The sequence below is a fragment of the Pseudomonas moorei genome, assembly GCF_008801475.1.
Taxonomy (GTDB): Bacteria; Pseudomonadota; Gammaproteobacteria; order Pseudomonadales; family Pseudomonadaceae; genus Aquipseudomonas; species Aquipseudomonas moorei.
The window spans coordinates 228,687-246,531 of the sequence record NZ_VZPP01000001.1; the positions used below are offsets into that span (position 1 = coordinate 228,687).

A 17,845-nucleotide genomic window follows, 5' to 3' on the forward strand; every position below is an offset into this window, starting at 1 on the left:
AATCAGCGAAGAGTACAAATGTGCTCTTGAAGTGATTCGTCAGACATTCGATCCGCCGCCCAGATGAGCCGCGATACGACGTCTTGCTCCTCCGTGATGTCGAGTCGTGACATAAGGCTTTTCAGGCGGGCGTCATCGTTGTGATACAGGTCCAGCGATATGCGGCGGGAGAGGAGGCGGGCAAGGCGTTCGGTTTCGGACTGCTTGTCCCGGTCCCGCTTGTCCTGCTGGCGCTGTGCAGCGGTTTTTGCCATGTTCCACCTCTTCAATTCCGTGGGCCGGCAGATCCAGCCATGTCAGTCTTCGGCGCTGGCGCACCTGGTTGCTGATGCGCTTCATGCCGCCACCTTCTGCTGATTCCAGGCGCCGACGGCTTCGAAGATCCTGGCCGCGTGAGCCTCGTCGAGCGATACGGATTCTGGAATTGCTATCCAGCCAGAAGCCACCATTTGGTTCTGGTTGGCAGAGGCGCGCAGCTCCTTGTAGCAATGCTCGATCACGTCTGCTAGGTGGTCGGAGAGGTAGACGCCATCCGGCGCCACTTCGACCGACTTGCTGTAGCGGTCGCCGCGGGCATCGAGGCACATGACGCTCAGGTAGATTGTCCATCGATGGGGAAGGCCGCAGACTGCTTGGCCGATCTTGCCCGGGGCGATGTTCTTGAACGACTTGTAGTTGATCATTCCCTGCCGGCCGCTGGGGTCGATGTTCACGACGGCGACGTGATTGGTGCTGAGGAGTGCCCGGCAAGAACGTTCGATCCGGGCCTGCATGTTGTTTTTCTTCCTGATCTTGCTCATGCGGCCCCCGGCGTGCTCACTGGGAAGTCGATTTCATGCTCAGCAATCAGCCGAAGCAGAACCTTTGGGTTGATCTCCAGCTGCCTTGCGCAGGCCGCCCGGGTGCAGCCGATATCCCGGATGGCCTTGATGCGCTCGACCAGAACCTTTTCCTTGGCGTGCTGGGCAGGGCTGCGGAAAGTCAAACCGTTCTGGCCGGCGACTCGTTTGAGCGTCGTGCGTCCGATCTTCAACTCGGCGCACATTTGGTCCTGCGTTAGGCCCTCAAGAATCATGGCGCGGATCTTCGGCACCAGGGCCAGATCCTCTTTGCGGGCCGCGAGCGAGGAATGACTGGCGAACTTGATGCCGTACAGGGCTGCGATGTGGCTAGCGCGCCGGGTACCGATATGAAGGTCTTTGGCCGCAGCAACCATACCTCGGTCGTAATAGGCCTTCATCTTCTCGGCGAGTTCCGCCTCATAAGCTGCGGCCTTGGCTGACTTCGGCAGCTTGACCGACAGGTCTTTCGGTTCCTGATCAGTCGCCGTACCGTTGAACGACTGGGGACTGAATAGGCCCCGCCCGATGGCGATCTTCTTAATCACCTTCCCCTGAGCGACGAAGCCTTCCATGGCCTGGGCGAGCCGAGCACGATCGGCATCTTTCTCGCGGATCGTGCTGAGTTCTGGGCTGACGTATGCGTTCATGCTGCCGCCTTTGCCAGCCTCACGCCGGCCATGCTGAAGTTGGAGCCTTGGTCTGCGACCATGGCGTCGAGTGCTTCCCAATTGACCGCCAAAACCGATAGCGGAGCCTGTCCATACGCAACGGCCTTAACCAATGCTTCAAGGTCGTAGACCTCAGCCTGAAGCGCTTCGGGTTTCTGCTGGACCTGGGTAGCGGCGGGCGCCACGACAGAAGGAGCCGAGCGAACTGGTGAAGCCGACACGGCCGGAGCCTGGGCTGCCGCCGGTGCCGGTTCAGCAACTACAGGTGCAACCGTAAGCTTTGCCTTTTCCTCTTCAGCGATCTTCTGCAACTCTTCCTCGCGAATGCGCTTGCGAGTGGATTCGGCTTTCTGTTCCTCGGCCTTCTCATGTTCCGAGATCCGAAACTTGATCAGCGTCACCAGGTCATCATTGGCTTTCACCACCAATTGCTGAATGTCGCTAAACAAGAAGGCATAGTCAGCAGCAAGCTCGGCCAGGCTCGAAAGGTTGAGGCGAATGCCATCAGCTGCCTGGCTGGCATCGATCTTCGCCCGGGCCAGCTCGGTAGCAACCGCATCCTGCAGGCTGGCGATGGTGCGCTTGTTCTTCATGGCGCCAAGGAAGTCCGAGGCGACTGGCGGCAGAACCACGTTGCCCAGGGTCTTGTTGATCGCCGCGATGTGATCGGCAAGCGCCTTCTCGGCCTTTTGCTTGATGTTCGACTTCACCAACTGCTCTTGCGCTTTCACCAGCTTGTCGACCTTCAGGCGGGTTTCGCGGGCATGGGCGCTGATTCGATCCAGGGACGAAAACAGCTCATCGATGGTCTGGGTTTGCGACAGAGCCTGCTTCTTCGCCGCGGCGACAGCGTCCTCGACGTCGCCGCACCACTTCACGGCCTTTTTCGCATCGGCGAAGTCCTGATCGGTGGTCAGTTCGGTTTTCACTGAGTCGATGACCGCCAGCGCCGACTGTTCGAACGCTTTGAGGTTGCTTGCGGTAACCATGCCAGTCAGTTCGATGCGCAGCGCTGGCAGCTCATCAGGGGCTTTACCGACGACAATCGACGGGGCATCGGCCATTTCGAAGTTCGCCAGGTCAGCCTCGAATTGCTTCCAGCCTTCAATCAACTGTTCGGCGCGGCCGGCGACTGGCCGGTATTCCATGCTAACGAAGTTCTCGGCGGTGCCGTCCGAGCAAACGAAGATCACGCGCTCGGCACCGCTCACCAGCAACTGTTGCTCAAGTTGCCAGTAGTAGTGGGGGGCGAGGTCTTCGGCCTTAACCTGGGCGACCAGCGATTCATTCCAGAGCTTGTGCTCGAACAGTGTCTCGCCGAGCATCGTCGCGCCGTCCATCGAGGCCAGCAGGTTGCCCAGCGTGCCAACAACTGGATACAGCTCTTCGCCGATCTGCGCTTCAGCCAGCGGGCGTGCCGCCGCTTCAGTGGTGTGGCCTTTGTCGAAGATGTACTGCTGCGACTGGGTTACGTCCGGCGCGATGCCGGTCTTCTTCAGGGTCAACAGTTCGGTGCGGGTTTGGTATTTCGATGCGCCCATCATCGCTGGCGCTTCGGAGGCGGTGAAGTGCTGGGCGCGCAGTGCATGCCACTCGGCGGAGCCTTGGGCTACGGTATGGATGATCATGCTGCTTCTCCTTCGAGTGGTTTCAGCTGATTGATGGCGTCGATTTGCTCGGCGGTCAGCGTGTATTTGCTGCTGACGGTGGCTATCAGATGCTCAGGCGATGACTTGCCGTCCTCGATCGCCTTTCGCCATTTCGGCAGGTTCTCTGCCAGCTTCTCGTCCGGATAGGCTTCGAGTTCTACCGGCGCCGCGATCTTGGCTACGCTGGCGAGCGGCTGACCGTTCTCGCGCTCCTTCGGCATATCCTGCAGCTCTTCCGCGACCGGCATGCCGCGCAGCACGTCAGGGAACACGTCACGCAGGGCGAATGCCCTGGCACGCATTTGACGCATACGCTTTGGGTGCTGCGTCCATGGCCCGGCCTTGCCGACGAGGCCGGCCGTCTTTGCGTCATCCATGGTGTAGATCCGCACCTGCTCGTTCTCGCCGCGTCGCTTCACTCGGCAAGTTGCGGTGTGGCCGTCGTCGTCTTCGTACACGTATTCGCAAAGAGGCGAGCCGCGCACCAGGGCGATCACTGCGTCACCCCAGAGTGCGGGCCGGCCGTTGATGACCGCGATGTTTTGCATCGCTTGCAGCGGTTGCAGGCCAAGCTCCAGGCCCCACTGAATGGCGACAAGGATGTTGCCCGGATTGCCAAGGAACTCCTTCGGCACGATGGTCGACTTTGCCAGGATCTCGGCGAACTGCATGGCCTCGCTCAGCGACGAAGGGGTGAGGCTGAAGCTTTGCTTGACGGTTAAATCAGACATGACGATTCCTTCCGCCATGCAGGCGGCTATGAGTTTGAGTTATTGAGTGAGGAGGGGATATCAGGTCACGAACGGTCTGGGTTAGCCCGCGCTGCCGTGGTCGCCAAACTGGCTTTGCAGGTGAAGGACCAGCTCCTATTCGCCCTGATTGGCGGTGATGTGCTATCGCGCTCTTGCCGCCTTGCGCGTCTGGGCCATCCAGTTAAGGCCCTCCCAGCGAGGGTGAATTATTTAGCGGTTTGTACCACCGCCACAGGCAACTGAGCCGCCCGGTGCACTTCACGCATTTCGTCGTAGGCGCCCCAGATGAGGACGGTTACGAAGGTGAGGACCCAGAAGAGTTGTTTCATGATTCTTTCTCCTGCTTGGCTTTGATCGCGCAGTCGGCGTGCTGTGTGCGCCACTTACCTTGATGGCGTTCAAAGTGCCCTGCGCCCGCCGGGACATTGCCGTGGCACCGATAGCAGATACCTGCGTACTTGTTCCTCATTGCGCCACCTGCATAACCCGGCGACCATTCTTGATGGTCACTGCCGAGCGGATCGGGCAGTTGATCACCAGCGTGTCACGGGGCAGGCCGAGCGCTTCATTCAGCGGCATGCGGGAGGGCGACAAGTGCTCAAGTACGAGCTCATCGACCAGTTCGTCGATCAGGGATTTGACTGGTGGGCTGCTCATGCTGCGACTCCCTTCAGATCGTTGATGCGCTTGGAGCGCTTGTCGTCCAGTTCGTTGCGGTACTGGTTAGCCTTGGCCGGGTCGATCAGCTCGCAGAACTCGGCAAGCTCGATCATGCCCATCACGAAGGTGTGATCCGGCACCGGTGAGTGCGTCACGCCGATCTTGGCGACCTCGTACTCGATGGCGAGGGCTGCTTTCTGGTCGCTCATGAGTCGTCGTCCTCCGCAACTTGCTCCATGGCCAGGTCAAACCATGGCGAGACCAGCTCGAGAGCGATTTCCTGAAGGCCATGCGGACCAAGCAACTTTTCCGCGAAGCTTTTGCCGGTGCCGCCTTTGAGTGCGGCAATGACCAACTGCGCAAAGTTGTCCTCGTCATCCTCTCCTTCGATCTGGCGCTGATTCAGCTGCGCCTGGACGTTGCCGAGGAAGTCGGCGTAACTGATCATCTTCGTCTGGCGGCGAGTGCGAATCACAACGTCACAGCCCAGCACCAGTTGCTCGGCGGCGTTGTAGGCCCACTCATCTGCGGCCTCGTCGCGAGATGACGTGTCGACCGGAGTTATGTTGTCCCAGCGTGACTGTGCTGCTGCGAGTGCGTTCATGATCGCCTCCAGATCGGCGTGGTTATTCGGTTGGCTTGGAGAGGAAGGGTTGCCAATGCGTTACGCGATGCTCGAATCGCGAGCCGTCTGGGTAGCGCCAGTCGATGCCGTTCCAGTAAAGGAAGCGGGAGCCGTTCGCGAATCTTTGCGCCTCCCTGGCTGGCGTGTAGGCAATGACGTGGTGTTTTCCGCCACCACGTGGCAGATCTGGCAGCTCATCGCTGCACTTGATCCAGTTGCTCATGCGATATACCCGCCCGGCATAGTGGTGATGACCTTCCTCGGTGCGTCATGCATCCGACCTTTGGCGCAGTCGTGGACGTCGGGGCGGGGCTTGCGGGGGAGGGGCGGGGTTGTGCGTTTCATGGCTGGCTCACTCGTTTGAGTAATAAAAAGGCCTGCTCGAAAGCAGGCCTTTACCTTCCCTACGAAACGGCCGGGCCCATGAGGGGTCGGGTCGTTGACTGTCTGTTACATGACTGCAAATCCTCCGCTTGGTCGTACAGGGTCGTGCGCAACCATTTGCGCTTGCAGCTGTACCTGCATTGGGGTGTGATCTGGCCGGTGCTGATCTCCGGCTTGATGGCCTAACTCATCTAGGACTCAGTAGCTCATCAGCGAGCCTCGGCTTGCGCATCAGCCTGCGCATTCAGATCACACTCCGATGCAGCCTCTCCATCACCATGGAGAGATCGGGCCAATTTGCGTCTGGCTGACGTGTACGGAGAGGGGTGTTATTGCTTCGACTTCTTCGGGGCTTTTGCCTCAAGATCAGCAAGCTCCTTCTTGATCTTTTCGATCCGGTTTACTCGCTGGGCGTCTGCCGCTATTTCGTATTTTTCTATGACCGCTGCCGGAATTACGATCCCTTCGATCTTTGACCATCCGTCCAGATCGAAATGTTGGCGATCACTTGCAATGTACGCAGCACCGTCTTTGTCCAGCTGGGCCTGAGCCATGAGCAATGCGCCTTCATAGCTGGTCGCCGGATAAATCTGTTTGCTACTGCCGCTGCCATCCCGGTATTGATTGAGATGAAAACTCAAGCTCCCATCAGTCTTGCCGTACAGCGAAACCAGCTTCATGCCCTCAATGTTGAATCTGCCTTTCCAAGAATCAACGTCGTAGGCTTCGTTGCTGTCGTTCCAGCTAAGGATCTCCGGCGAATAACCAGATACGAACAGGTGCGTTATCTGGCCGGCCATAAACAGCCGCAAGGTTTCGAGCTGGCTTTCGTCAGAGGCGTTAACGAAGCGGAGCAGGGTGTCGGCCTGAACTTTTGCTTTCTCCCTCACAATTCCGAGCCGTTTGCTTTGTTCCTCAATATTCCGGTTGAGCGTTGCCCGGTCTTTTTCATAACGCGCCTCAAGCTCGCGCAGGTTCTTTTCCTTCCACGATTCAGCCGGCGCATCGTGCAGGCTCTTCACGACGAAGTTCTCGCCGCTCGGAATCTCTTGCCCGGCGCTTACGAAGATCTCTTGGACGATGGTTTCTTGGGAGTTCAGCTTGCCAACGATTAGGACTTTCTTTCCGTCGTTGGTGTATTTGATATCGGTCATGAGTCGATCCTTTCGTTGGGCTTTCGAATGCCTCCCGGGGTGTGAGAGGCATTTGTAAAGCGCATGAAAAAGCCCGCGATGTGCGGGCTCTTGTGAATCTTCGCCGGTTACTGTTTGGCGAGTTCGATCAGGCGTTTGGCTTCGAGCGCTGCGGGGCTGCCGTGCTCGGTAGGCTGCCAAGTGTTGTACTCGGCAACCATCCATCCTTCGTACTGCTTGTACAGCGCCTCAAGAGCCGCCAGCAGCTCCGGCGCCATCTTCTGCAACTCTTTCTTGTCCATCATGGAATCCTCTGTTCGCTTCCAAATGCAGCTTAGGGGTTTTAAGCCGCATTTGTGAAATGAACAGATGGCGATCCTGAAACAGCAGGAAGCCATCTGAGCCCGGTCCCGCTACTGGCGTCAGACCGGGCTTGTTGCGTCAGCGGTGTTGGCCAGTTACCCGCTGCTGATTGCAGGGCTGGCCGGTCGTCTTCGGTGTGGGCTTCGAGCTTCCTACTCATGGCGTCAAACAGCCTTTGTTCGCCATGGATCACAGGTCCTTACAACATGCACGCTACAGCTCTGAATGCCCTGATTGAGTGGGGCAGGGTGCATGAGGTCCGGCGTTCCCAGCCGAGGCTATCGGGACCGCTAATTCAATTCTGTGTTTCGTCTCTCCACCACGCGCATCGCCGGAGTCCTCTCGCTGCCCGATGCCGCGTCTGGCGTCACATCGAGTGGCTTGCGTGGTTTCGCGTACTCACATCTGGTGAGCACGGCCAGTTCCAGAGCTGGCATGGCATCGACTATTTGTTGCTCGCACTTACCGGCTGAAACCCGGGGTAGTCGATGGCGAGGATCCTGAGCTGTTAAAGAGCGACGCGGCTTTCGCTGCTGGGCCGGTGTTTCTGTTTGGCTTGAGTCGAATTTAAGCAAGCTGAAATTATCCTGTCAAGCATGCTGAATAAATAATTTCAGAATGCTGAAAGCGTAGGTCGTTAAAAAGCCCGCTCAGTGGCGGGCTCGTCTCACGCTTCGCAGTACTGTCGCCACCCGATCCTGATGGCGCCGTCCTCTAAGGCCTCAACCATCACGCCTGCCGTTTCGCTGATCTCATCAATGAGGCGCTGCCAATCCTCGGCGGATTCATGCTCAAGCCTTGATACCGTGATTGCCTGGACCTTTTGCACGCCAGGCGCGGCAATGAGTTTCTGAATTCGGCGTCCGGCCAGCTCATAGGACGATGGTTTTTTTGTTGTTTGCGGGGTGGGTTGAGGCATGCGGTGCTCCTTGCCATAGCTGTATGCATATACAGTATTTCGACTTTTAGGTTTCCGCAAGAGGTCGAAAGGGCGGTGTGAGAAATATGTAAACAAATCGCACATGTCTTTTCTGTGGGCGTAAAAAAGCCCGCGCTTGGCGGGCTTTGGTACGGTTCTCGCTGTTAGTCATCGAGAGGCGGGAATTTGCCGCTTACCGTGTCTCGATAGGCCACCTCACTGAAAACCTTGTGCTCTTTACTCAGCAGCGTAGAAGCATGTTTTGCCTCTTCCTTCGTGGCGAAAAGTCCCGCACCAACGGTTTCACCCATCATCGGGACAACCGAGAATCCGAGAGCGGTTATCGCTCCGATAGCATGATCTCGCTCATCTCCAGCCCTGCATGGCACAGTTGCAGCCCAGCCATTCACCAACCTAGGGCCTTGGACTGGATCTATATCGGCGCCACAGAAGCGGCATTTGATAGCAGCGGGCTTGATCATTTCAGCGCATAAAGGGCACGCCCTGGTATCTTGCACATGCGAGGCGGCAACGGTGGATCTCTCTTTTTTCCCGCCAAACAGCATCATTAACAAGCCGCCGAGAGCAAGCAGTCCACCAATGATTGTGAAGTTCTGACGCTCGGCCATCAGGCCAAGATTGTTCACGCGCCCCAGACCGCTTGATACCGAGACATCCATACCCATTGCGCTAATTACTACAAGAACTCCGATGATCAGTACGACTATCCCAAATTTCCGCAAGGCGCATCCCTCCATAGTTGAGTCGTAACTCTACCATGGCCCACAGCCATCATTGTCGAGCAGGGAAGGGCAGACAACAAAAAGCCCGCACGGGGCGGGCTCTCTGCAGACGGGATACTGATCCATCAGTGGCGCGGATTGTGCCCGCCCTGCGTGACGAATGTGTGACAGGGCGGAAACGAAAAGCCCGGCGCTAGGCCGGGCTTTTAATTAATGTGCGTGCCTACGTTGTGGGTGATAAACCTTCGTCGCGGTCGTCATATAAACCGCAGAGGGCGAAGGAATCGACCGCAACCTATTTGCAAAAAGGCCGAGCAGCATTGCCACAGAAGCCATCACAAAGAAGGCTAAGAAGCACACAGCTCCAGTAATCGGATTGCGGAACATGTACATTTTCATGATCTCATCTGTGACGAGATCTTTTTCCTTTCCGCTTTCTGAATTGAGCGGACGATTGGAGAGCGTCCTGCCCAGGATCACTGGGATTGCCAAAACGGTCATGAATGGCAGAAAGAACCAGCTTGTCGCAAAACTGAAAAAAAAGTACGCAGTGTCCTTGTCGCTTTCACTGACCCCTTTCTTATCAAAAAAGGCGACCAATAGGTCTGCAGCTTTCTCCCTATGGACAAGAGAGCGCCGACGGCAAACGAACCAATACATCACTATCAGCAATGCAGATGCGAATGCTATGAGAGTGTGCGTCATGTTTTCGTTCCTCCTCCAATTTTCTTTGCGCCTTTCTTTGCGGCCTTCCTGGCGTCTTTGACACGCAAAGTCGACTGTTTCTCCCTGACACTGATGCCCATGTGCCGACAGATAAGCCAGAAGAAAGGCAAAAGAAATACCAATATCACAACAGTATCAGCTACCAAGGGCGATTTAGCAGCTACGGCGTTATAAAGATTTGTAACGGCGTCGATTATTTTGGCTATGCCATCAACCCAAGAAGCTGATGGTGCTTTATCTGGACTGGCCATGCTACTCCGTTAGTAGGCAGCTCATTATTTTTCAGATGCGTGGACACCCGTACATTTCCCCGCCATGCCTGTCGCCTAAAACTTCTGCAACGCCCGCACGACAACGCCCACGATTCGGCAGCGCTCGTCGAAGACTTCAATCGGGTAGCTGGGGTTCAGCGGTTTGAGGTAAAGCCTGCCGCCGTCATTCACCAGCTTCTTAAAGGTGGCCTCGTTGCTCTCCGGCAGCTTGGCGATCACCAGCTTGCCGGGTGCTGCTTCGGCTTCGGTGTCCACCAGGATCAGCGTGCCTTCGGTGACGCTGTGCCCGACAGGCGAGGTCATCGAGTCGCCTTTGACCTCAAGCCAGAAGGCCGGGCCTTTCGAGTCGTATTCGGAGAATTCGTAGCGATCAGAAAAACCGGCAGGGTAGGGCTCGACCGCTTCGGCCCAGGCGCCGGCGGCAACCCAGCTGATAACCGGATAGCGGTAGGACTCAACCTGATGACGGGCCTCGCCGACGTTCGATTCGGTCTCGCGCTCACTCCCTTCGCCAATGGCAAGCCACTCGGCTCGATAACCGGTCGCCTTTGCGAGCGCGTAAAGGTTTTCAGGGCGAAGGCTTTTGCTCTCCCCTGAAATCCATTGAGTGACGGCCGAATTTGCCACACCACAAAGGGCGGCGATTTCGCCTTTCTTTTTTCCGCTGAGCTCGATGGCTCGGGCAATACGTTCGTGTCTTTCCATGGACTCAATATTAAGTTAACTGAATTTAAGCATGCAGTAGCTTCAAATCGTCATTGACGCGATAACTTAAGCATGCTGAAATTGCGCAAGGCTCGAACGAGGATGCGCAATGAATACGCATGAAGTCGCCGAATTCTTCGGCAGCAAGACAAAGCTGGCACTGGCGCTGGGCATCCGTCCAAGCGCCGTGACAATGTGGGGAGAAACCATCCCCGAATCCCGGCAGTACCAGATTCAGGTCCTCTCCAAGGGCAAATTCAAAGCGACCAAAAAAGAGCAGGCCGCCTAACTGCGCCTCGAGCTTAGCGAGACAGTTGCGCGCTCAAAACCACGCAACTCATCACCGCCAAGACGATCACGCAAAGGGTTAGCGATCCGCTCAAACGCAGGCCACAGCCTGAGCTGAGACGACAAGGGAAGGGTGGAAGCCAAGGCAACCACCAGGCAACAAAGGGCGGCTATCTCGCCTTGCAATTCGGATTGATTGGTCATGGGTGCGTCCCCGATCAGTTGATGAACAGATCATCGCCTTGTTGGCATTGCGCCACCACGGAAACTGTAACGAGGTTTTACGAATGGACGACTTCCTGCGGGCTTGCCAGAACGCTGTTCTCGATAACGAAGCGAAAGTGCTCGCGGCAAAGATGGGTGTCGCCCATGTGAGCCTGCTGCAGCGCGCCAACCCGGACAACGACGCACACCACCTGACGGTAGAGCATCTGTTCGGCGTGTTGCTGCACACCGGCGACATGCGCCCCCTGCGTGCCCTGGCTGAGCAGTTCGGCTTTGACCTGGTAGCGAAGGACTCACCGAAGCCTCAAGTCCTCACCACGTCCCTGATCAACGTCAGCAAAGAAGTTGCCGACCTGACCATCGCCGTTCACGACGCGCTGGCTGACAACCACGTCAACGCCTTCGAGAAAAACATGATTCGCCAAGAGATCAATCACGTTCGGCAGAGCCTGGATGTGATGGAAGCCTCGGTGAAGGCCGCGTAATGCGCCGCCCTCATCCGGCACTCCATATCAACCAGGTTCTCGATGAGGCCCTGGCTACGCTCGCCGATTCAGTTCCGGTAGAGGCGGGGGATCGTGAGTTCCACCAATTCGCAGCAGAGAAGGCTGCGGTTCTGGTTCGGCTTTCGTACAGCGAACCAGCCAAGAAAAAAGCCCGCAACGACTGCATGAGTCATTTGCGGGCTTCTTTGTCTCGTTCGGCTGCAACCGAAGCGAGCAATTCAAATATCAGGACGCAACCAGTATGAGCAATGTCATCCCACTTCGCAATACCGGGGGATTTACCCGGATGGATAACGATCTTTACGAAGCCCTGATAGGCGCTGATCTGTCAGGCCGTGAGCTGCGTGTCGCTTTGGCGGTCCACAGACTCACCAGTGGGTACAACAAGGAGGCAGTGAAGGTCGCGGCCCTGTACATCGCCAAGATGATGTACAGCGATGAAGCGAAGGCCGTATCGGAACGTGCAAACGTATCTCGGGCAATCAACTCACTCATCCGTCAGCGAGTTCTTTTCCGTGATGGTGGAAGTCGTGATCCGATCACTTTCTTGCCGATAAACGAATGGAAAATCGACCCTAAATCCACTGTGTTGAAATCTACACACTGTGTAGAAAAGACACCTGCCACTGTGTCGAAAATTACACACATAAAAGACATAAATACAAATCTTACTGCTGACGCAGTTGTCGCCGCTGTCGCTTCGACCGGTGAGGTTTTGGAATCTGAACCGGAACAGCAAGTCACCCCAGGACCTGATCAACCAGAACCAGCCAAAGTCGACCGCATCCCCTACAGCCGCATCGCCGAGATCTACAACACCGTGTGCGGCGAGAAGCTGCCCAAGTGCCTGAAGCTCTCCACGAAGCGCAAGAACCTGATCAAGGGTTGCTGGAACCTGGAGATCAACGGCGTTCACCCGTTCCGCAAAGGTGAATTCTGGACGCTGTACTTCAACGACTGCCTGAAGAACAAACACTGGACTGGCGACAACGAACGCGGCTGGACCGCTGACATTGAGTTTCTTACCCGCCAGGACAAGGTCCTGAAAGTGTTGGAGGCCCTATGATCGCTGATCGCCCACTGGTTTCACCCGAAGCTGAATTCGGCGTCATCGGCGCGCTGATGCACAAGCCTGAGCTTGTCGAATCAATCGGCGCCGTCGTATCCCCGGCAGACTTCTTCAACACCGACTGCTCCGAGCTGTACGCCATGATTCTGGCCGCGAGGTCGTCAGGCCGTCCGGTTGACTCGGTTTCACTGGCAGACATTCGCAACGAGCTCTCAAGCGGCGAACTCACTATAGTTTTTGCTTCCGAGATCATGCGCAACGTGCCCAGCGCCTCCAACGGCCCCGAATACGCCCGCATCGTTGTGGAGCGCTCGAAGGCACGCAAGATCGCTGATATCGGCCAGTCCATTATCAACATGGCCAGCCATGCGCGACCATTGGCCGGGATTATTGCTGATGCTCAGGAAGCCGTCCTGTCGCTGAACAGCGAAGACGACGAGCCGGACGTGATCACTCTGCGTGAAGCGCTCGGCCCAGTCGTCGATGAAATGGACGACCGCTTCAACGGTTTGGGCATCAATGGCCATGCCACAGGCTTGAATGACCTCGACGAGATCCTGCAGGGGCTGCGGGGTTCGCACGTCATCATCATCGCGGGGCGGCCTGGCACTGGCAAAACCACGCTGGGCCTGGGGATCGCCGAAAAGCTGACGATCAAGGATGGCAAGTCGGCTCTGGTCTTCTCGCTGGAAATGTCGGCCAAGGAGCTTTCGAAACGCAGCCTGGCATCGTCCTCTGCGGTGACGCTAGGCAATATCGATACCGGGCAGGCGATGGGTAGCGACGAGCAGATCGCCCGCATCACAGGCGCTGTCGGGAAAATGAGCCAGGCGGATCTGCGCATTTGCCAGAAGGGCGGCCTGCCACTCAGCCGCATCCGCAACATTGCCCGCTTCCAGCACAAAGCCAAGCCGCTGGATCTGATCATCATCGACTACATCGGCCTGATCGCTCCTGAGGCTGGATCTCGCCAGCAAAACCGCAACCTCGAACTCGGCGCGATCAGCCGCGGGATCAAGGGCATGGCCAAGGAGTTGAACGTCCCGGTCATCGTGCTCGCGCAGCTCAACCGCAGCATCGAAACGCGCTCCAGCAAAAAGCCGCAAATGTCCGATCTCCGCGACTCCGGCGAGATCGAGCAGGACGCCGACATCATCATGATTGCCCACCGTGACGCAGACAGCGACCTCGGGCGCAGCGGCGTTACCGAGATCGATGTCGTAAAACACCGCCACGCCTCCGTTGGCCATTGCTTGCTTCAGCACCAGGGTGAGTACGCACGCTTCGTCAACTACGCCGGCCAGCGCGAACAGCAACAGGCAGAGGCGCCTCGCCAGCCAGAGCGCACCAGCAAGTCTTTCCTCAACAACTTCAATCCGCAAGGAGGCTTCTGATGGCCGACGAAATCGATATTGCGCAAGAGCGCATTGAGGCGGATCTCGCCGCGCGCATCGCCTCACGCACGGTGTACACCGGCATCAGCGCAAAAGAGTGCGAAGACTGTGGCGAAGACATCCCGGAGGATCGCCGCAAGGCAGTGGATGGCGTGAAGCTCTGCAAGCTGTGCGGTGACCTGGCAGAGCTGAAAGCGAAGGGGGTACGCCGTGGTTGATCTGAACGATCTATCCCGCGCCGCTCGCTCGGCGGCGATGCGTGGGGGCACCGCTGGTTGGGGACAAGTTGGTTCCGAGGATCATGTCCGTTACATGGAGCCAATGTCGTCGACCTCGCGTCGCCGCTGCTCCTGTGGATGTAAGCGCCGTGCAACACATCTCGGCATGACTAAAGGCGTGGGCCTCTGCAGTGGCTGCGAGATGAAAATTCGCCGCTGGGTCAAGGATGGGGATAAGCGCCATGACTGACAAAATCAGCGTGAACAGCTCCAGCAAACTCACCGAAGCCATCGGCATGCTCACCGCCATGTTCCGCGAGAAGAAGTTCGTGGTTGTGTCGCTACGCCCTGGCAAGGACCGCACCCTCGACCAGAACGCCCTGTGGTTCGCCTTCTACAAACGCATCGCCGAGATGACGCAAATCGGCGACGCCTCTGATGCGCGCAAGCACTGCAAGCTCCACTTCGGCGTGCAGATCCTGCTGAACGATGATCCGGAGTTCCAAGAGGCCTGGTATCGGGTAATGCGCCATCTGCCGTACGAAGAGAAGCTGGCGATGATGGGCGACTGCAAGCTGTTCGGCCCGGACGGCTTCCCGGTGACTAGCCTGTTCAATCGCGTCCAGGGCATCGCCTACACCGACCGCATCGTGGCCGACTTCACGGAGAAGGGCGTCTACTTCGGCGATCTGCTGGGCGAGGTGGCTGCATGAAGCGCACCCCACTGCAGCGCAAGACCCCGCTCACATCCGGCGGCCAACGTCGCAAGCGCTGCCCGTCCTGCCGTGTGATGTTCACGCCTTCCCGTGCCGCGCAGGCGGTGTGCGGAGAGATCGAGTGCGCCATCGCTCACGGGAAATCGGAGAAAGGCCAGGCGAGCGCCAAGAAGGCCCTGGCGGATGTCGGTCGCCGCGACATCAAGGTCAGAAAAGAGGCCCTGAAAAAGCGCGCAGACCACCTCAAGGATGCAGAGAAGGCCGTCCGCGACTACCGCCGCACTTACGAGCTGAGCATCGGCAGCGGCTGCATCAGTTGTGGCGAGTCGCAGGAATCGATTCTGGCTTCGCAGGGCTGGAAGACCGGCGGCGCGTTCGATGCAGGTCATTTCCTCGGCAAGGGCGCCCGGCCAGAGTTGCGACTGATTCCTAACAATATCTGGCTTCAGTGCAAAAGCTGTAACGCCGGTTCGTCCAAGTACGCCCGAAAAGGCGAGACGGTTTCGCAGGCATTCCGCACCGGCCTGATCGCCCGCATCGGCCTGGAAGCCGTGGAAGCGCTCGAAGCCGACCATAAGCCGCGCAAATACACCACGGATGAACTGAAAGCCATCACCGCCGAATACCGCGCCAAGACCCGTGAACTAAGGAGATCAGCAGCATGACCACCATTCCAAGCGACATCCTGCCTCACCTGTGGTTGCTCCTGATCATGCCGGGGTATTGCGTATTGGCTGCTTTGATTCGTCGGGGGATTCGGCCATGAACTGGAAAGCCATCAGCAAGCACTGCCTGTCCAGCGAAGAAGGCTATCTGCTGAGCAAGTACAAGCTCGAGCACGGCCATGCCTACGTCGCCCGGACGCCAGCCGGGAAAATCCTGCACTCGGGCAAGGATCTGGACAAGGCAAAGGCGGCATGCATCGACCATTTTGAATCGACACAGGGGAAAGCAGCGTGAGCGCACTCGACATTCAAGTTTCCGGTAACCACTACAAAGACCTGAAGATTCAGCCCATCGAGTACATCCATGCGAACGGCATTCCCTTCGCCGAGGGCAGCGTCATCAAGTACGTCAGCCGGTGGCGGTCTAAGGGCGGGATCAAGGATCTGGAGAAGGCCAAGCACTTCCTGGAGCTGCTGATTGAGCTGGAGTCGAAAGCCATTCCATGCGGTAACCCTGGTAAACCCGGAGCCGCCCAATGACTGAACGCAAAGCCACCGATGAGCAGATCATCGAAGCGCTCAAGACGATGTCCATGGCTGACGCTGCCGCGCACTTCGGCCTGAACGAGCGGACGTTGTACAAGCGCAAGGCGAAGATGGCGTTGAAGGGCTGGAGCCCTGAGCACGACATGACGCACATCGTGCCGGACGGCTTCCGCCTAAGCGGTACATCCAGCCTCTACAAGGAAGGCGTCAAGGCTCCGGTATTGCAGTGGGTAAAGACCAGTGCCGACCTGGAGCGTCAGCGGGCGATGAACGAAGCGTTCGCCAAAGCCTTCCTGGAAGACGTCAACCCGCTGCCGGAGATCGCAGGGCCTATTGAGGCGCTGGATACCGACATCATCCCGTGGTTTCAAATCGGGGACGCCCACGTCGGAATGCTCGCCCACTCCCATGAGGTCGGCCACAACTTCGACTTGAAGATTGCTGAGCGTGAGCTGATCGTCGCCATGCACAAGCTGATCGACCGGGCGCCGAGCTGCGAACGTTGCGTTATTCAGGACCTGGGGGACATGTCGCACTACCAGGACTTCACCGCCAAGAGTGAATCCGGCCACGACTTCGACTTCGACAGCCGGTACCCGAAGATGATTGAGGTCTGTGCGCGGATCATGCGCTCGATCGTCGACAAGGCCCTGGCCAAATTCCAGTTCGTCGATGTGATCGTCAACCAGGGCAACCACTCCCGCTCGAACGACGTCTGGATGCGGATCTTCCTGAATCACGTCTATCAGGAAAACCCGCGCCTTCACGTCCTCGACAACTCCAGCGTGTTCATCCCGTACCGCATGGGCAACACCTTCGTGATGTGCCACCACAGCGACAAGTGCAAGCCGGACCGCCTGATCGACGTGATGGCCACCGACTTCTCCGTGGATTGGGGCGAGGCGACCTACCGCTACATCGACATCGGCCACATCCACCACCGCATGCAGTCGAAGGAATCCGCCGGCGTCACGGTCGAGTCATGGAACCAGCTCGCGCCAGGCGACAAGTACGCTCACGACGGTGGTTGGCGGTCCCGTGCATGCCTCACCGCGGTGCTGCGATCCAAGACCTACGGCGAGAAGGGCCGCATCACCATCAGCGCCGAAGAGGTGAAGGACATCATCTCGAATGCTGTGCCAGGTGCTGAAGCTTCGAAACGTCGCGCTGTGTATTCGGTTTAAGGGGGATTCAGCATGACCTACAGAAACGTCGTATCCGCAGTAGTGCGCGCTCTGGCCGCCGAAACCATCAACTCGGCCGGCGGGTGCGATTTTGAGCCGAAGGTACAGTGCGCCAAGCAGAAAGGGGAGATCGTCGGGAAGGAGGCTGCGTTTCTCGTCGACTGCATGGTGTTCAGCCGGCTGCGCAAAGGCCTGGCACCGGCGCACTGGCTCGCGCTGCTGGCCCAGTACTCAACGCACACCCAGCGCAAGCACGACGCCATCGTCACCATCGCAAAAGGTATCAAGTCGCCGGCCCCGGAGCGGTTCCGTCACGCTGCAGTCGTCACGTGGGCCATGCCGAAGTTGCCCGGGCAAGAAGGGAAGCGCTCAACCAACGTCCTGCCGTCCGGCTGGTACTGCATGGATAACTGGGTGGATGAGCCGACGGCAGAGCGCACCCAATACCGCTGGAAGTCGGCCATTTGCAAGGAGCTGAAGGCGATGGTCGATGGTGCGCTGGCGGAGGCCCAGGCCATCCTCGATGCAGAAGAATTGATTTCTGATATTGCCGCTTGACGGTAGTGGCAGAGTGGCATAGATTAATCACTATC

Annotated in this window: 28 protein-coding genes; 11 read left to right on the forward strand and 17 right to left on the reverse strand. The window is 57.8% G+C overall.

The features are described from left to right. Positions 1 to 2: 2 nt before the first annotated feature. From F7R06_RS01045 to F7R06_RS01115, 17 genes are all read right to left on the reverse strand, one after another. On the reverse strand, positions 3 to 254 hold the full coding sequence (locus tag F7R06_RS01045) for a hypothetical protein (RefSeq protein WP_090322471.1): 252 nt from the start codon (positions 252 to 254) through the stop codon (positions 3 to 5). A gap of 81 nt (positions 255 to 335) precedes the next feature. Further along, on the reverse strand, positions 336 to 800 hold the full coding sequence (locus F7R06_RS01050; protein WP_090322468.1) for a hypothetical protein: 465 nt from the start codon (positions 798 to 800) through the stop codon (positions 336 to 338). Further along, complete coding sequence (locus F7R06_RS01055; protein WP_090322465.1) at positions 797 to 1,489, reverse strand: hypothetical protein; 693 nt, start codon at positions 1,487 to 1,489, stop codon at positions 797 to 799. The genes F7R06_RS01050 and F7R06_RS01055 overlap by 4 nt, the downstream gene beginning before the upstream one ends. Beyond that, a complete protein-coding gene (locus tag F7R06_RS01060) occupies positions 1,486 to 3,138 on the reverse strand; it encodes a YqaJ viral recombinase family protein (protein ID WP_090322463.1) in 1,653 nt (550 codons plus the stop codon). The genes F7R06_RS01055 and F7R06_RS01060 overlap by 4 nt, the downstream gene beginning before the upstream one ends. Further along, positions 3,135 to 3,890, reverse strand: a complete 756-nt coding sequence (locus tag F7R06_RS01065) for a recombinase RecT (protein ID WP_090322460.1) — start codon at positions 3,888 to 3,890, stop codon at positions 3,135 to 3,137. The genes F7R06_RS01060 and F7R06_RS01065 overlap by 4 nt, the downstream gene beginning before the upstream one ends. 227 nt (positions 3,891 to 4,117) lie before the next feature. Beyond that, the gene (locus tag F7R06_RS31200; RefSeq protein ID WP_281198268.1) at positions 4,118 to 4,240 is read right to left on the reverse strand and encodes a hypothetical protein; all 123 of its coding nucleotides are present in this window, start codon (positions 4,238 to 4,240) and stop codon (positions 4,118 to 4,120) included. Between the two features lie 136 nt (positions 4,241 to 4,376). Continuing rightward, entirely contained in the window at positions 4,377 to 4,568 is a 192-nt protein-coding gene (locus F7R06_RS01070; RefSeq protein ID WP_090322456.1) for a hypothetical protein, read from the reverse strand. Further along, positions 4,565 to 4,780 carry a hypothetical protein gene (locus tag F7R06_RS01075; protein ID WP_090322453.1) on the reverse strand — a complete coding sequence of 72 codons (216 nt, stop codon included), beginning with the start codon at positions 4,778 to 4,780 and terminating at the stop codon, positions 4,565 to 4,567. Before F7R06_RS01075 ends, F7R06_RS01070 begins: the two co-directional genes overlap by 4 nt. Beyond that, positions 4,777 to 5,175, reverse strand: coding sequence for a hypothetical protein (locus F7R06_RS01080; RefSeq protein ID WP_090322451.1), 399 nt, complete (start codon positions 5,173 to 5,175; stop codon positions 4,777 to 4,779). Before F7R06_RS01080 ends, F7R06_RS01075 begins: the two co-directional genes overlap by 4 nt. Before the next feature lie 22 nt (positions 5,176 to 5,197). Further along, a complete protein-coding gene (locus tag F7R06_RS01085) occupies positions 5,198 to 5,419 on the reverse strand; it encodes a DUF551 domain-containing protein (protein ID WP_090322448.1) in 222 nt (73 codons plus the stop codon). 490 nt (positions 5,420 to 5,909) lie between these two features. Further along, on the reverse strand, positions 5,910 to 6,734 hold the full coding sequence (locus F7R06_RS01090; protein ID WP_090322446.1) for a hypothetical protein: 825 nt from the start codon (positions 6,732 to 6,734) through the stop codon (positions 5,910 to 5,912). Positions 6,735 to 6,841: 107 nt separating this feature from the next. After that, positions 6,842 to 7,018, reverse strand: coding sequence for a hypothetical protein (locus F7R06_RS30690; protein ID WP_159437805.1), 177 nt, complete (start codon positions 7,016 to 7,018; stop codon positions 6,842 to 6,844). Between the two features lie 725 nt (positions 7,019 to 7,743). Next, the gene (locus F7R06_RS01095; protein WP_090322443.1) at positions 7,744 to 7,995 is read right to left on the reverse strand and encodes a DUF1654 domain-containing protein; all 252 of its coding nucleotides are present in this window, start codon (positions 7,993 to 7,995) and stop codon (positions 7,744 to 7,746) included. A 164-nt stretch (positions 7,996 to 8,159) separates the two neighbouring features. Next, positions 8,160 to 8,675 carry a hypothetical protein gene (locus F7R06_RS01100; protein WP_151149640.1) on the reverse strand — a complete coding sequence of 172 codons (516 nt, stop codon included), beginning with the start codon at positions 8,673 to 8,675 and terminating at the stop codon, positions 8,160 to 8,162. A 273-nt stretch (positions 8,676 to 8,948) separates the two neighbouring features. Continuing rightward, positions 8,949 to 9,443, reverse strand: a complete 495-nt coding sequence (locus F7R06_RS01105; protein WP_090322438.1) for a hypothetical protein — start codon at positions 9,441 to 9,443, stop codon at positions 8,949 to 8,951. After that, positions 9,440 to 9,715 carry a hypothetical protein gene (locus F7R06_RS01110; RefSeq protein ID WP_090322435.1) on the reverse strand — a complete coding sequence of 92 codons (276 nt, stop codon included), beginning with the start codon at positions 9,713 to 9,715 and terminating at the stop codon, positions 9,440 to 9,442. Before F7R06_RS01110 ends, F7R06_RS01105 begins: the two co-directional genes overlap by 4 nt. A 75-nt stretch (positions 9,716 to 9,790) precedes the next feature. Then, positions 9,791 to 10,441, reverse strand: coding sequence for a LexA family protein (locus F7R06_RS01115; RefSeq protein WP_090322433.1), 651 nt, complete (start codon positions 10,439 to 10,441; stop codon positions 9,791 to 9,793). Positions 10,442 to 10,550: 109 nt separating this feature from the next. Here F7R06_RS01115 and F7R06_RS01120 point away from each other — a divergent pair, with 109 nt between their 5' ends. From F7R06_RS01120 to F7R06_RS01180, 11 genes are all read left to right on the forward strand, one after another. Beyond that, positions 10,551 to 10,730 (forward strand): Cro/CI family transcriptional regulator, encoded by a 180-nt coding sequence (locus F7R06_RS01120; protein WP_090322430.1) that lies wholly within the window; start codon positions 10,551 to 10,553, stop codon positions 10,728 to 10,730. A 286-nt stretch (positions 10,731 to 11,016) separates the two neighbouring features. Continuing rightward, positions 11,017 to 11,439 carry a phage regulatory CII family protein gene (locus F7R06_RS01125; protein ID WP_090322428.1) on the forward strand — a complete coding sequence of 141 codons (423 nt, stop codon included), beginning with the start codon at positions 11,017 to 11,019 and terminating at the stop codon, positions 11,437 to 11,439. Positions 11,440 to 11,701: 262 nt separating this feature from the next. After that, positions 11,702 to 12,526: a replication protein gene (locus tag F7R06_RS01135; protein ID WP_090322422.1), complete on the forward strand. Its 825-nt coding sequence runs from the start codon at positions 11,702 to 11,704 to the stop codon at positions 12,524 to 12,526. Further along, the gene (locus F7R06_RS01140; protein ID WP_090322419.1) at positions 12,523 to 13,923 is read left to right on the forward strand and encodes a DnaB-like helicase C-terminal domain-containing protein; all 1,401 of its coding nucleotides are present in this window, start codon (positions 12,523 to 12,525) and stop codon (positions 13,921 to 13,923) included. The genes F7R06_RS01135 and F7R06_RS01140 overlap by 4 nt, the downstream gene beginning before the upstream one ends. Then, complete coding sequence (locus F7R06_RS01145) at positions 13,923 to 14,141, forward strand: TraR/DksA C4-type zinc finger protein (RefSeq protein ID WP_090322418.1); 219 nt, start codon at positions 13,923 to 13,925, stop codon at positions 14,139 to 14,141. The genes F7R06_RS01140 and F7R06_RS01145 overlap by 1 nt, the downstream gene beginning before the upstream one ends. Before the next feature lie 242 nt (positions 14,142 to 14,383). Beyond that, entirely contained in the window at positions 14,384 to 14,854 is a 471-nt protein-coding gene (locus tag F7R06_RS01155; RefSeq protein WP_090322413.1) for a hypothetical protein, read from the forward strand. After that, entirely contained in the window at positions 14,851 to 15,522 is a 672-nt protein-coding gene (locus F7R06_RS01160) for a recombination protein NinG (RefSeq protein WP_090322410.1), read from the forward strand. The genes F7R06_RS01155 and F7R06_RS01160 overlap by 4 nt, the downstream gene beginning before the upstream one ends. 97 nt (positions 15,523 to 15,619) lie before the next feature. Next, a complete protein-coding gene (locus F7R06_RS01165; RefSeq protein WP_090322407.1) occupies positions 15,620 to 15,817 on the forward strand; it encodes a hypothetical protein in 198 nt (65 codons plus the stop codon). Continuing rightward, a complete protein-coding gene (locus tag F7R06_RS01170) occupies positions 15,814 to 16,062 on the forward strand; it encodes a DUF3310 domain-containing protein (protein WP_090322404.1) in 249 nt (82 codons plus the stop codon). Before F7R06_RS01165 ends, F7R06_RS01170 begins: the two co-directional genes overlap by 4 nt. Next, entirely contained in the window at positions 16,059 to 17,252 is a 1,194-nt protein-coding gene (locus F7R06_RS01175; protein ID WP_090322401.1) for a hypothetical protein, read from the forward strand. Before F7R06_RS01170 ends, F7R06_RS01175 begins: the two co-directional genes overlap by 4 nt. A 12-nt stretch (positions 17,253 to 17,264) precedes the next feature. Then, positions 17,265 to 17,810 (forward strand): hypothetical protein, encoded by a 546-nt coding sequence (locus tag F7R06_RS01180; RefSeq protein ID WP_090322397.1) that lies wholly within the window; start codon positions 17,265 to 17,267, stop codon positions 17,808 to 17,810. The last annotated feature ends 35 nt before the right edge of the window (positions 17,811 to 17,845 follow it).

Excerpts from the sequence above, each read along its gene's own strand:
- F7R06_RS01165 (WP_090322407.1), top strand. The coding sequence starts at position 15,620 with ATGAACTGGAAAGCCATCAGCAAGCACTGCCTGTCCAGCGAAGAAGGC.
- F7R06_RS01160 (WP_090322410.1), top strand. The coding sequence starts at position 14,851 with ATGAAGCGCACCCCACTGCAGCGCAAGACCCCGCTCACATCCGGCGGC.
- F7R06_RS01070 (WP_090322456.1), bottom strand. The coding sequence starts at position 4,568 with ATGAGCAGCCCACCAGTCAAATCCCTGATCGACGAACTGGTCGATGAG.
- F7R06_RS01115 (WP_090322433.1), bottom strand. The coding sequence starts at position 10,441 with ATGGAAAGACACGAACGTATTGCCCGAGCCATCGAGCTCAGCGGAAAA.
- F7R06_RS01095 (WP_090322443.1), bottom strand. The coding sequence starts at position 7,995 with ATGCCTCAACCCACCCCGCAAACAACAAAAAAACCATCGTCCTATGAG.
- F7R06_RS01045 (WP_090322471.1), bottom strand. The coding sequence starts at position 254 with ATGGCAAAAACCGCTGCACAGCGCCAGCAGGACAAGCGGGACCGGGAC.
- F7R06_RS01060 (WP_090322463.1), bottom strand. The coding sequence starts at position 3,138 with ATGATCATCCATACCGTAGCCCAAGGCTCCGCCGAGTGGCATGCACTG.
- F7R06_RS01135 (WP_090322422.1), top strand. The coding sequence starts at position 11,702 with ATGAGCAATGTCATCCCACTTCGCAATACCGGGGGATTTACCCGGATG.
- F7R06_RS30690 (WP_159437805.1), bottom strand. The coding sequence starts at position 7,018 with ATGATGGACAAGAAAGAGTTGCAGAAGATGGCGCCGGAGCTGCTGGCG.
- F7R06_RS01145 (WP_090322418.1), top strand. The coding sequence starts at position 13,923 with ATGGCCGACGAAATCGATATTGCGCAAGAGCGCATTGAGGCGGATCTC.
- F7R06_RS01050 (WP_090322468.1), bottom strand. The coding sequence starts at position 800 with ATGAGCAAGATCAGGAAGAAAAACAACATGCAGGCCCGGATCGAACGT.
- F7R06_RS01080 (WP_090322451.1), bottom strand. The coding sequence starts at position 5,175 with ATGAACGCACTCGCAGCAGCACAGTCACGCTGGGACAACATAACTCCG.
- F7R06_RS01055 (WP_090322465.1), bottom strand. The coding sequence starts at position 1,489 with ATGAACGCATACGTCAGCCCAGAACTCAGCACGATCCGCGAGAAAGAT.
- F7R06_RS01085 (WP_090322448.1), bottom strand. The coding sequence starts at position 5,419 with ATGAGCAACTGGATCAAGTGCAGCGATGAGCTGCCAGATCTGCCACGT.
- F7R06_RS01140 (WP_090322419.1), top strand. The coding sequence starts at position 12,523 with ATGATCGCTGATCGCCCACTGGTTTCACCCGAAGCTGAATTCGGCGTC.
- F7R06_RS01100 (WP_151149640.1), bottom strand. The coding sequence starts at position 8,675 with ATGGATGTCTCGGTATCAAGCGGTCTGGGGCGCGTGAACAATCTTGGC.
- F7R06_RS01120 (WP_090322430.1), top strand. The coding sequence starts at position 10,551 with ATGAATACGCATGAAGTCGCCGAATTCTTCGGCAGCAAGACAAAGCTG.
- F7R06_RS31200 (WP_281198268.1), bottom strand. The coding sequence starts at position 4,240 with ATGAAACAACTCTTCTGGGTCCTCACCTTCGTAACCGTCCTCATCTGG.
- F7R06_RS01105 (WP_090322438.1), bottom strand. The coding sequence starts at position 9,443 with ATGACGCACACTCTCATAGCATTCGCATCTGCATTGCTGATAGTGATG.
- F7R06_RS01090 (WP_090322446.1), bottom strand. The coding sequence starts at position 6,734 with ATGACCGATATCAAATACACCAACGACGGAAAGAAAGTCCTAATCGTT.
- F7R06_RS01175 (WP_090322401.1), top strand. The coding sequence starts at position 16,059 with ATGACTGAACGCAAAGCCACCGATGAGCAGATCATCGAAGCGCTCAAG.
- F7R06_RS01065 (WP_090322460.1), bottom strand. The coding sequence starts at position 3,890 with ATGTCTGATTTAACCGTCAAGCAAAGCTTCAGCCTCACCCCTTCGTCG.
- F7R06_RS01180 (WP_090322397.1), top strand. The coding sequence starts at position 17,265 with ATGACCTACAGAAACGTCGTATCCGCAGTAGTGCGCGCTCTGGCCGCC.
- F7R06_RS01125 (WP_090322428.1), top strand. The coding sequence starts at position 11,017 with ATGGACGACTTCCTGCGGGCTTGCCAGAACGCTGTTCTCGATAACGAA.
- F7R06_RS01110 (WP_090322435.1), bottom strand. The coding sequence starts at position 9,715 with ATGGCCAGTCCAGATAAAGCACCATCAGCTTCTTGGGTTGATGGCATA.
- F7R06_RS01075 (WP_090322453.1), bottom strand. The coding sequence starts at position 4,780 with ATGAGCGACCAGAAAGCAGCCCTCGCCATCGAGTACGAGGTCGCCAAG.
- F7R06_RS01155 (WP_090322413.1), top strand. The coding sequence starts at position 14,384 with ATGACTGACAAAATCAGCGTGAACAGCTCCAGCAAACTCACCGAAGCC.